The sequence below is a fragment of the Salimicrobium humidisoli genome, assembly GCF_002295105.1.
In the GTDB taxonomy this organism is placed as follows: Bacteria; Bacillota; Bacilli; order Bacillales; family Halobacillaceae; genus Salimicrobium; species Salimicrobium humidisoli.
In genome coordinates, this window is sequence record NZ_NSGH01000026.1 from 17278 (window position 1) to 28871 (window position 11594).

Genomic DNA, 11594 nt, shown 5'->3' on the forward strand with positions numbered 1-11594 from the left:
TCTTCTTAACTTATCAGAAGGGGGCTTTTTCTATGTACGGGCTCCCCGGCCGCATCACCTATATAATTCCATTGGAGGGAAGACAGATGTCTGTCAATCATATCCGAACGTGTGAAAGCGTTTATAAAGAAGTGTCGATCGGGGAGTTCATTTGCGAATCCGGTGAACGGCTGCCGGAAGTCACGCTCGCCTATGAGCAGTCCGGCAACCAGAATGCGCCCCTGCTCCTTATATGTCACGCTCTCACAGGCAATCAGTACACCGTGGGTACGGAAGAAGAGCCCGGATGGTGGAGAGGTCTATTCGGAAAAGAAGGGATAGTCCCGGAAGAAGAATTTCAGACTGTCACCTTCAACGTACTTGGCGGCTGTCACGGCTCTACCGGCCCGGCGAGCGTAAACCCCGAAAATGGAGAGGTCTATCGTCTCGACTTCCCTTCCATAACAATCAGAGATATAGTACGGGCTCAGAAACGGGCTCTGGAAGTTCTCGGTTTCACGCACATACATGCCGTGCTCGGCGGGTCACTCGGTGGTATGCAGGTGTATGAATGGGGGCTTATGTATCCGGATGCGATGGATAAGCTGTTTATTCTCGCTTCCACTCCGGCCCTCAGCGATTATGGAATAGCCTTCAACCATATAGGTGCGGAAGCGATAAAACGTGACCCGCGGTGGGACAATGGTAATTATCAATCGAATGAGGACCTGGACGGTTTCGAGCTTGCCAGAATGACGGGGATGATCACTTACAGAAGCAGGTCCCTTTTCCACCAGCGCTTCAATCGCCGGCAGAACGAAGAAAGTTATCATATCCAGTCCTATCTGGATCATCAGGGGAAGAAGATTAAAAAACGGTTCGACGCCAACAGCTACCTTTATCTTCTCGAGGCCATGAACCATCATGATATTACAAGAAACAGAGGATCCATGGAAGATACGGTGCAACAGTACAGAGCAGATATTTATACGATGAGTTTCGAGAAAGATCTCGTATATCCGAAGGAGTCCATGGAAGAATTTTCACTCCTTACTCCTCACGCTGTGCATTTCCACATCGATACCGAATTCGGACACGACGGTTTCCTTGTCGAGTTCGATAAGTGGGGGGAGTTCATCAGATATCACTTACGTGTTTAGCGGCTGCCGAAGACCCGCTATCAGAAGAGACCCGGGCCGGGAAACAATAAAAAAACAGTACATTACCCCCGCCGGCCGCAGCCGCTGGAAGTCTCTGTACTGTTTCCTGGAAGGTTACATTCCGGCCAGTCGTTCTGCACCGGACTTTTCCATGCCAGTTTCCTTTTTCCTGCTGCTGGAGTCTTTCAGCTCAGGAAGTACTTCCCGCAATAATGCAGGAGTCTTTTCATTCAATCCGCTCATGACAAGCTGCCCGTTCGAACGGGCGGAATTTACGAGCTGTTCCTTCACCCACGCCTCGGACTCCCCGGCCCAGTCAGGGCGGTTGATGAGTGCTTTTTCCGGACTGACCCTGTCGCCGGAGACCAGCACCTCCTGCTGACCTGTAATGGAGCTGAGCAGGTTCACGGAACGTTCCCGGTATTCGCTTTCTTTCTTCTCCGTGAGACGTTCCGGGAGCCTGTGGTTCCATGTATGAGCCACCACAGCGTGCCCCTGTTCTTTTATAGCTTCCACTGCGGCCGGATAACGTTCGACACGTTTGCCGATTAAAAAGAACACAGCTTTCCGGTCGTTCTTCTCCAGCACCCGGAGAATTTCTTCTGTCCTCTTCGGATGGGGTCCTCCCATCACTGCGACAGGATACTCTTCCAACATTTTTTCGGTAACGGGAATTTCGGTTATTTCTTTCTCCGCATGAAAACTCCCAGGTCCTTCCGTCATATCCGAACGCTTCTTCATGAACTTTTCTTTGAACCATTCCGGGTGCTCCTGTTTATTCACCCGTACGGACTGATTCCCCGCAAAGAAAGTGAAAGCGTCCCCTTCATACGTAAAGCCGTTAAGTTCCTTCTCCGATAGTTTGCGTTCAAAGGTGCGTTCCAGATAGTTCCGGATTTCTTCATAATCATTCTCACTCCGAAGAAAATGGGTAAGTGAAAGTTTCTTCCCGTTCGATTTCTCAAAATGCAGCACCGTTTCATCAAAAGCCTTACGCTTTTCCCCCCACGTCACCGTCTCGTTGAACTTGACTACATAAGTAGCGCTGTCTTCATAAACGACGTCGTAATCGATGTGGAGCTCCTGCACGGCAGAGATCCCTTTTTTCTTCACGCGTTCATAACTGTCTTTTTTGAATTCGGAACGCTGTTCATTCACGTAGTCCAGCACCGTCTGGTCAATCTGGTCATTCGGCGTTTCCGGGTAGTGCATCACAATGGAAAGTTTGTCGAATTTCTCAACTTTCGTTTCTATATCAGCTTCATACTTCTCATAATTCTCTTTTTTCACCGGTTCCTTCTCTTTTTCTTCACCGGCATTAGCCATAAACGAACAGCCGCTCATCAATATGAAAAACCCCAGTATTAGTCGTCTCATTTTTCCCCTCAATATCCTGAAATATTACATCGCCAGATATATTGTAACACAACTGTAAAGAGGGGAAGAGAATTTATACAGTCAAAATTTCTACCGGATAGCCGGTGAACAGTCCTGTTTCCACGACACCGGGCATTGCTTTAAGGGTACTTTCCGCATCGGCGGGTATATCTTCAAAGGTTACATCCAGAATGATATTGCCTCCTTCTGTAATGACAGGGCCGTCTTTTTTCTCAGCCATCCGCATCTCGACACGCTTCACCGAAGATAAATTTCCGAGCCCGGTTTCCACCAGATGAATAGCTCTCGCATCCACTTCAATCGGTACAGCGAATTTCTCTCCGAGTCTCTCTACCATCTTGCTTTTATCTGCAAGAATGTATGTCTTTTCCGCACTGGCCATTACGAGTTTCTCCCGGAGCATGGCCCCTCCGCGCCCTTTGATCAGCCGACGGTCGCCGTCCACTTCGTCCGCCCCGTCAAATCCCCAGTCGGGACGGGAATCTATAAGTGTCGTCGTTGCAAGCCCTAAGACCGCACAGTTTATTTCCGCTTCTTTGGAAGTGGGTATACCTTTCACATCAAGCCCTTCTTTGTTCACGCGTTCCGCAATAGCCTGCAGCGCCAGAAAAGCAGTGGAGCCGGACCCGATGCCTATGACATCCTTATCTTTCACTTTTCCCGCTACCTGATCCGCCACCCGCTGCTTCTCTTCTCTGTTCGAAATATCTCCGGACCAGTTCAACTGACCGGCTAACTGATTTGTCCATTGCATGACTATCACTCCCATTTGAATTGTATGCCTTTCCAAGTATATCAAAATCCGCTCACTTAATTAAATGATGCCTGAAAGCGTAAACGACAGCCTGGGTACGATCCTGGACTTCCAGTTTCCCGAGAACGTTGCTGACGTGTACTTTGACCGTTTTCGGTGCGATAAAAAGAAGGTCTGCGATTTCCTGATTCGTTTTGCCTTCCGCCATGAGCAGCAATACTTCCTTTTCCCGTTTCGTCAGCTGGTCATGCAGCGGTTCATCCCTTCTTTTGCCCATCAGTTTCCCGGTGACTTCCGGTTCGAGTATCGACTGCCCTCCGTATGTAGCTCTTATCGCTCCGGCAATCTCATCGGCCGTCGACGTTTTCAACAGATAACTCACCGCCCCCGCCTCCAGTGCGGGGTACACTTTCTCATCATCGATAAAACTTGTAACGATAATGATCTTCGCCTCCGGCCACTCCGAAATTATTTTACCGGTAGCTTCGATGCCGTCCATACCTTCCATGACGAGATCCATAAGAATAATATCCGGTCTGCACTCGAACGCTTTCTCCACTCCTTCCTTTCCATTCGCCGCTTCAGCAACGACTTCTATGTCCGGCTGAGCGGACAGATAGGCGGACACCCCGATTCTGACCATTTCATGATCGTCTACGAACAGGACCCGGATCATACTTTCTCCTCCCTTCCCTTTCCTGGTAATTTCACTTCCACCCTTGTACCGTCATCTTTTACGCTTACTATTTTCAACACTCCCCCTACTTCAAGGGCCCGCTCGTTCATGTTGACCAGGCCATAGGAATTCGTGCCCGCACTTTCCGTATCGAAGCCTTTCCCGTCATCCAGAACCCTCAGCAGAACGAAGTCATCCCTCTGCAGCAGCTGGACCGTAAGATGATCAGCCTCGGCATGACGCAACGTATTCGAAACAGCTTCTTGAAGAATACGGAACAGCTGGTCTTCCTCCCCTTTTTCAAGAGACACTTCCTCCAGCTGTTTATCCACCTGAAGAGGGACTTTCTGTGTCAATTCCTCAAGAAGGTCTTTCGTCCCTTCCTTCAGCGTTTTTCCTTTTAACGGGACAGGTCGCAGATGAAGGAGAAGAGCCCTCATCTCAAGTTGGGACTGGTGGATCATTTGTTCCACCATACGGAGCTTGCTGTTTTCTTCCCGCTCACTGATTGCAGACATCATCATCGAAGCCGCGAACAGTTGCTGGCTGACCGAATCGTGCAGTTCCCGGGCCAGCCGGCTCCTTTCCTGAGTAACCACTTCCTGAATGCTTCTTTCCCTTTCTTCCGCCCGTTCGGATGCCTGTTTACGGGAAAGTTCCGTCTGCCGGCTCATTTTTCTTTCGATCGCTTCCAGACGGGAGCGCACTCCTTCCCCTGCCTCCTGAGCCTCCAACGGAATGCCCTGAGCCAGGCAGTCGAGCTGCCGGTAAAGATGTTTCTTCTTCTGTTTTTCCTGAACACTCTGAGCAAGCCCGGTGCCGATACCAAAAGTCAGGACAGCCAGTACGGGGACGAGAAGGAAAGGCATATCCAGTACCTCTTTCCTGTACAGCAGCGACCAGTTCTCCGGAGGAAAAGTGAGGAAGGTAATGCCTGTCAGCAGAACGGAAAAAGACATAAACAGCAGCACGTAGAATATAAGGTGTTTTTTCATATGCGCTTCACCTCGAGGTCTCCCGACAGAACTGAAGTGACAATCCGCACGCCAGGCTCCTTCCATCCGTAGTCTTCTGTCTGATAATGAACCGTTCCGTTCCGGAGATGCGTACTCCGGTAATCGAGGATAGTCGCGCGCCCTATGAGAGCGCTGTGATGAACGAGCACTTCCGTTTCATACGGTACGTAAATTGTAAGTGTACCCGCCAGGTGCCTGATGGAAATGACCGCTTTTTCCGGAAGTACGGTGTGACTCAAGTCTATCGTTCTGTCACCGATGCCGCCGTGCACGTTGATATCATTCCAGGCGTAAGCTTCGGGAGTCGTCTGATCCCCCCACATTTTCTGGCTGATTACCGGTTCCTTCTTCGGGGAAGGGGGGTCTCGAGAGAAAGCGGGCCGGGCAGGATGTCGACCTGCCTGGAAGTAATTATAGAGGAAAAGGACGAGGAGTATAAAAAGGAGGAAGCGGACGACGGCCATGCTTAAAATAGTCATAACGAGAGATACGAGCCCGATCCAGAACACTACCTTCCCGAATGTTCTGTCATAGGAACGGTGCCCGACATACACGAGGATACCGCTGAACAGCAGGGAGAAGAGAATTCCTCCATCAAAAAGAATGATTTCGGCTATAAGAAGTACCGCAGCAATGAGCAGAAGCTTATTTATCGTTTTCGTTTCCACTTTCTCAAACATGACAATCCCCCCCTACACAATATTCTCCCGTATCGGAGGATACAGGAGAAATATTGGTTCACTGATTTTTTTCCAACTGCCGGATCTTACTGTCGAACGTCGATTTCCTGTAAGAACGCTGAATCTGTTCCTCCAGCCGTTCCATGTGGCGATCCAGTTCTGTAAAACGGCTGTACGGCTGTTCGGACGCTTCTTTTGAAACGCGATCCATACGGTGATGGGCTCTCGCTATATTCTCGCGCCCCATCAGTTCCATACGCTTTACATGCATATCCTTCAGTCTATGTTTCATTTCTTCATATTTGTGTTCAAGTTCCTGCAGCTGCTGATCCGTTTCCTGCTTCGATTGTAGCAAACGTTCCGCCCGATTGGTATAGGCTTCCTGTTCCGCAAGAGCGAATTCTTTCATTTCCTCTTCCCCGGCATTTTCCGCTACGACAGCCTGCCGTTCCCGTTTTTCAGCCATGTTCTTCGCCTGCTCGTACTCATTTTCGAACTCCTGTTTCAGTTTGTACTGACGTTCAATCAGCTTCTGTACATTTTCCGTTTCCTGTTCGCTTTCTCTCAAGTACTGGTTCAGCAGAGCCATAGGGTTTTTTTCTTCTTTTTTATCCAGAGCGTCGTGAATATCCGCCATAAAAGTGTCTTTCATCCTCGTAAATATGTTCGTCATGGGGTATACCTCCTTATTGTAATTGTTTCCACTGTTTCTCGAAATTAGTGAACGGATCGTCTTCCGGTTCCGCTTCTTCTTTTTTCCAGCTTCTATAGACGAGATACAGTCCATAAGCGGCGGCAACTCCGATCAGCGCCGGAAGGTGAGGCGTAATAAAAGCAAGAACCAGCAGCCCGATGATCAGCCACCCTATTTTCCCGCCGGCAGAATCCGTCCGGGTGAACTGTCTATAAACGAGATATAGCAGCCAGATCCCGACAGCAAGCATAATCAGCGGTCCGAGACTTGCCACAATAATCGCCAGAGCCGTCAGGGCTCCGATGAACAATAAGAACTGTTTCATATCATCTCCTCCTTCACCACTAATATTACGGTACGCCGGCACTTCCCGTAATGATCCACAGACATATCTTCCACTAGGTCCGGAGGCGTATTTGTTCCCTTTCCGTCCCGCGGCCCCATCGATCTGCATATTACTGAGCGGAAAAAATAAACAGACACCGCAACGACCTCAGATAGTATCCGGTCTCTGCAGTGTCTGCTATTTCTGTTATTTATTCTGTTCCGGGGTCCGGTTTCTTATCTGTTCAAATAATCCGCAGGTCTTTAGGGGTTTTCGTCAAAATTTCATATCCTTCCTCCGTCACAAGAACGTCATCCTCGATCCGTACACCTCCGGTTTCAGGATCATAGATTCCGGGCTCGATCGTATACGTCATCCCCGGCTTCAGCACATCTTCATTCAGATGACTCATGGAGGGGAACTCATGGACATTAATGCCAAGACCGTGACCGATACGGTGCGGAAAGTAATCCCCGTATCCTGCTTTTTCAATGACATTTCTCGCCACCTGGTCAAGGTCCCCGATCTTTGTGCCCGGCCTGCTTATATCCAGGGACGCCTGTTCCGCCCGCTTCACCGTTTCGTATATTTCACGCTGTTTTTCATCCACTTCCCCGAAGGCTACCGTCCTCGTTATATCCGAAGTGTATCCTTCCCACACGACTCCGAGATCGAACAGTACGAGATCGCCTTTTCTCAAAGTACGGTCTCCCGGGTTACCGTGCGGGTGCCCGGCCTTTTCACCGAACAGGACCATCGTGGAGAAGGACATCTCCCGTACACCCCGTTTTTTCATTTCGAACTCGATCCGGGCAAGGACTTCCATCTCCGAAACCCCTTCTTCGAGAGCCGCTATGCCTGCTTCCACTCCCTCATCGGCAAGAGAAGCCGCTTTTCGCATGATGTTTATTTCCTCCTCGTCCTTGATGAGCCGCTGCCGGTCGAGGAGCCCCGTAACGTCCCTGATTCCGGGAGTGGCGAAAGCTTCGATCAGCTCTCCGGCCCTTCCGTAAGAAAGATGTTCCTCTTCTATCCCGAGGGTATGTACAGAGTCGTTATAACCCGCGAGCGCCTCCCAAGGATTTTCATGATCCTGATAGGCGATGATATCTCCTTTGAATCCCGTATCTTTCAACTGCCCCTTCTCCATTGCCGGTAAAACAGCCACCGCTGTCTCATCCGGAAAAACGAGCAGACCAAGAAGTCGCTCATGCGGATCGGTGAGGAAACCGGTCAGGTAAAAGAAGTTTTCCTTCGAACTTACGAATGCCGCGTCCATGTTCTCTTTTCTCATACTTTCACAAAATGTTGCCAGTCTTTGTGTCATTTTCATCCCTCCTCCCTTCATCCTATCGAACGAGCAGAAGATTGCCAACTTAATGATAAATTTTCGACAAATCCGTTTTTCGCACCCTTACTTCGGGGTCAACGTGTATAATAGGTATGTAGAAAGGAGTGAAGTTTATGGATCGTACGCGTTTTCTCATTAAAACTTCAGCCGTTTATGCATTTATCGGTGCATTTATAGGCTCTCATATGGCCGGAGGCGGCGGCCTGGAACTTTCCGCTATCCACGCCCACATTCTTGTCGTCGGGTGGCTGTCTCTTTTCGCTTTCGGCATTTTTTACAAAGTGTTTCCGATACCAAAAGATTCCAAACTGGCCATCGCTCACGTATGGGGGTCGTTCATCGGGGTTTTCGGACTGACTGTCGGAATGTGGCTTTACTACGCGAAGCCGTTCCCCGGTCTTGAAACGTTCAGTACCGTCTTTTTTATTGTAGGCGGAACTATTCTGCTGATAGCTTTTGCTATCTTTCTCCTCATCGCCTTCAAGCACGGCAAATTTATTTCGGAAGACTAAAAAAGCTGTCCTGCCCGCTACTCCGTAAAAGTAGCGGGGGACAGCTTTTTTATATACATTCTTATTCATCCGGATCTTTTTTCATAGCGGGCCAGAACGCGTACTTACCAAGAACTTTCGTGATGGAAGGTACGAGGAACGGGCGCACGACGAACGTATCGATCAGAACGCCTATGGCGGTCACCGTACCGAACTGGACGAGGACCTGCAGAGGCAGTACGGCAAGAACCGCAAACGTTCCTGCCAGAATCAGACCGGCGGAGGTAATGACCCCGCTCGTACTGCTTACCCCGTTGCTGATGGCGGCATCCAGCTTCATCTGCTCCCTGTTCTTCCATATACTCGAAATCATAAATATATTATAGTCATTTCCGAGTGCCACCAGGAACACGAAAGAGTACAGAGGGATGAGTCCCTGCATGGCAGGCTCTTCCATGACGTAGTGGATGATGAGCCATCCGAGTCCGAGAGCGGAAAGATAGGACAGACCGACAGTCAACAACAGATATCCCATAGCTGTAATAGACTTGAGATAAGTGACGAGGATGAGGGCTATGATGACCAGAATCACCGGGATGACGATGTTCTGATCACGACTCGTCACTTTCTCCGTATCATACAGACCGGCCGTTTCCCCGTTGATCCATACCTGGTCTTCCGGGTTCTTTACCCCTTCTTCCTGAAGCCGGTCTTCCACTCTGTTCTTAAGTTCGGGAACGAAAGCCACGGCTTCCCGGGAATAGGGATCGATGGAGAGCGTGACGCTGTATTGTTCATACTCTTCGTTCTCTTCCCCTTTCTCCGCTTCCCCGACGGACTCCACCTCATCGAGAGCTGCAATATCTTCCCGGAGAGAAACTTCCCTGTCTGACCGGATAAGCACTTGCATCGGTGCTACCGTGCCTTCCGGATAGTGTTCGCCTATAATGGCAAATCCTTCGCGCGAAGGCATATCATCAGGAAAGGAATCGAACACTCCGTACGTATAATTGATACGGGGCACGAACAAAGCAAGGATACCGAGCACTACTACGGTCACAGTGATAATGGTCCACGGTTTTTTCACCGTAATCCGGCCCACCCATTCACTGAACCTGCTTTTCGTTTTCGGTCGTCTCACTTTTTTCCCTTTTTTATCTTCCAGTTTCTGAATCATTTCTTCCGTCCGCGGAATGAAAGGAAAGAAAGCTGTTCTTCCGAGAAGAGCGAGAAGTGCAGGAAGAAGCGTCAGAACCGCTACAGCCATAACGATGATAGCCACACTGAACGGGACGGCGAAACGGTCGTACGAAGCATATTGCGCCGCCACGAGCGTAAACAGACCTGCGGCTGTCGTCAGCGCACTGATCATAATCGCTCCTCCGGAATGAGCGATCGCTTTCGTAAGAGCGGTATACTTATTCGGTTCCATGAGAAGTTCGTCACGGTAACGGGTGATAAGGAACAGACAATAATCCGTCCCGGCCCCGAACAGAAGAACAGTCATAATCGAGACTGCCTGACTGTCGACGACGATCCATCCCTGCTCTGCCATGAATCCGAGAAGCGGGCTTATTATCCCGTAGGCGAAACCGACACCGATCAGCGGGACGACCGCCAGAATAGGAGAACGGTATAAAAGGACAAGCAGGAACAATACGAGAAGTACGGTAGAAATAAGCAGAGTGATATCAGCCGTACTGAAAAGCTCCGTGGAATCGATTTGTATCCCGACCGCTCCTGTATATCTGATATGCATACCGTCCTCGGCTAAGTCCGTATCGAAATAGTTCTCTCCCGTAATTTCCGTAATCCGTTTCTGCAGGTTGGAGAGGACCGGCTGCAGATCGTCCGTGGTCGCCTCCTCGCTGAAAAATACCGGTGTCGTCAGGGCCTCTTCGTCCCCGGAAGCGGAATCGAGCAGCGCCTGAGGCGGCAGTTTTCCGAATGGAGGAATCATGGACTGGTATTCAAGCGGATCTTCGTCCAGATTCTGATATAACGTATTTATGTTTTGCAGATCTTCCTGTTCGAGTCCGCCATCTCTGTGCCATACGAGCAGAAGAGGTACACCCGCATCGTTCGGAAACTGTTCATCTGCGATATCCGAAGCCTCCACCGACATCGTCTCTTCCGGCAAAAGCTGACTCCCGCCGGTTGTTTCGTCGTTCACCTGAGGCCACACGACAGAAACGACCGCTACGAGAGCAATCCAGATGAGGAGAGTCACCCACCTCGTTTTCGAACCCGCTATAGTCTCCCCCCAGTTTTTCAGTAAGTTTTTCATGCCCTCACCTGCTCTTCCTTTTTTATTAGTTATTTATAATTATATATACTGGTCAGTTAATTATCTAGTAATTTTTTCTATGGTATAATCAGAAAAAACGTTTACGCATCAGGAAAGGAGGAGGGCTTATGCCGGAGGAACCAAAAAGATCTGTGGGCAGACCAAAGATTTCCGAACAGAAACAGCCCACTTATGAAGCTATCCTCCAGTCTGCTTCCACTCTGTTTATGGAGTACGGGTACCAGCGCGTGTCTATCGATGACGTAGCCGGACACTCCGGTGTGACGAAAGCGACTGTCTATTACTATTATGCGACAAAAGCAGACCTCTTCACTAAAACGATGGAACATACGATGGAGATGATAAGTCTTCAGATGGAGAAGATACTGAAAGAGGAAACATCGCTCTACAATAAACTTCTGCGGATTGCGGATGCTCACCTGAAGGCTACCTTCCACATAGATATGGAGGGGCTGATGCGGGAGACGAGGTCCTCTCTGTCCGAAAAACAGAGAAAAGCTACGAAAAAGGCGGAAGAAATGCTCCACACCACTCTTGAAAAAGCTTTTATGGACGCTGTAACTTCAGGGGAAATTCCGGAAGTGCCTTTAAAATTCGCCGTTCAGACGTACGTGACTCTGCTCCGGGTGGGGAACAGTCAAGTCCTTAATCTTGTGTAAAAATATTTTACAATGATTACCACTACGTGATTATAAAAGGTGAGAAGGGGTCAGCCTTCTCTCCTTTTCTGTAGAAATCTACGATTTTCCTTTTCCATCGTTT

General features: G+C 49.5%; 12 protein-coding genes. 3 read left to right on the forward strand and 9 right to left on the reverse strand.

Annotated features, from left to right (window positions below; translation table 11 throughout):
* Nucleotides 1-86: 86 nt before the first annotated feature.
* Nucleotides 87-1139: a homoserine O-acetyltransferase MetX gene (gene metX, locus CKW00_RS12240; protein WP_198951639.1), complete on the forward strand. Its 1053-nt coding sequence runs from the start codon at nucleotides 87-89 to the stop codon at nucleotides 1137-1139.
* A 114-nt stretch (nucleotides 1140-1253) separates the two neighbouring features.
* On the opposite strand, the gene CKW00_RS12245 is transcribed toward metX, so the two are convergent.
* The 8 genes from CKW00_RS12245 to CKW00_RS12280 form a co-directional block, all read right to left on the reverse strand.
* On the reverse strand, nucleotides 1254-2516 hold the full coding sequence (locus CKW00_RS12245) for a polysaccharide deacetylase family protein (RefSeq protein WP_095822801.1): 1263 nt from the start codon (nucleotides 2514-2516) through the stop codon (nucleotides 1254-1256).
* 73 nt (nucleotides 2517-2589) lie between these two features.
* The gene (rpiA, locus tag CKW00_RS12250) at nucleotides 2590-3291 is read right to left on the reverse strand and encodes a ribose 5-phosphate isomerase A (RefSeq protein ID WP_095822802.1); all 702 of its coding nucleotides are present in this window, start codon (nucleotides 3289-3291) and stop codon (nucleotides 2590-2592) included.
* 52 nt (nucleotides 3292-3343) lie between these two features.
* Nucleotides 3344-3967 carry a response regulator gene (locus CKW00_RS12255; RefSeq protein WP_095822803.1) on the reverse strand — a complete coding sequence of 208 codons (624 nt, stop codon included), beginning with the start codon at nucleotides 3965-3967 and terminating at the stop codon, nucleotides 3344-3346.
* Complete coding sequence (locus CKW00_RS12260) at nucleotides 3964-4962, reverse strand: sensor histidine kinase (RefSeq protein ID WP_095822804.1); 999 nt, start codon at nucleotides 4960-4962, stop codon at nucleotides 3964-3966. Before CKW00_RS12260 ends, CKW00_RS12255 begins: the two co-directional genes overlap by 4 nt.
* Entirely contained in the window at nucleotides 4959-5663 is a 705-nt protein-coding gene (gene liaF, locus CKW00_RS12265; protein WP_095822805.1) for a cell wall-active antibiotics response protein LiaF, read from the reverse strand. The genes CKW00_RS12260 and liaF overlap by 4 nt, the downstream gene beginning before the upstream one ends.
* Nucleotides 5664-5721: 58 nt before the next feature.
* Nucleotides 5722-6336: a PspA/IM30 family protein gene (locus CKW00_RS12270; RefSeq protein WP_095822806.1), complete on the reverse strand. Its 615-nt coding sequence runs from the start codon at nucleotides 6334-6336 to the stop codon at nucleotides 5722-5724.
* Between the two features lie 13 nt (nucleotides 6337-6349).
* Nucleotides 6350-6682, reverse strand: coding sequence for a lmo0954 family membrane protein (locus CKW00_RS12275; RefSeq protein ID WP_095822807.1), 333 nt, complete (start codon nucleotides 6680-6682; stop codon nucleotides 6350-6352).
* 244 nt (nucleotides 6683-6926) lie between these two features.
* Nucleotides 6927-8009: a M24 family metallopeptidase gene (locus CKW00_RS12280; RefSeq protein ID WP_095822808.1), complete on the reverse strand. Its 1083-nt coding sequence runs from the start codon at nucleotides 8007-8009 to the stop codon at nucleotides 6927-6929.
* Between the two features lie 137 nt (nucleotides 8010-8146).
* Here CKW00_RS12280 and CKW00_RS12285 point away from each other — a divergent pair, with 137 nt between their 5' ends.
* Nucleotides 8147-8545 carry a hypothetical protein gene (locus CKW00_RS12285; protein WP_095822809.1) on the forward strand — a complete coding sequence of 133 codons (399 nt, stop codon included), beginning with the start codon at nucleotides 8147-8149 and terminating at the stop codon, nucleotides 8543-8545.
* Nucleotides 8546-8606: 61 nt separating this feature from the next.
* Here the strand turns inward: CKW00_RS12285 and CKW00_RS12290 are convergent, their stop codons facing one another.
* Nucleotides 8607-10811: an MMPL family transporter gene (locus tag CKW00_RS12290; RefSeq protein ID WP_095822810.1), complete on the reverse strand. Its 2205-nt coding sequence runs from the start codon at nucleotides 10809-10811 to the stop codon at nucleotides 8607-8609.
* Nucleotides 10812-10939: 128 nt separating this feature from the next.
* On the opposite strand from CKW00_RS12290, the gene CKW00_RS12295 reads away from it, so the two are divergent.
* On the forward strand, nucleotides 10940-11491 hold the full coding sequence (locus CKW00_RS12295; protein WP_095822811.1) for a TetR/AcrR family transcriptional regulator: 552 nt from the start codon (nucleotides 10940-10942) through the stop codon (nucleotides 11489-11491).
* Nucleotides 11492-11594: the final 103 nt, after the last annotated feature.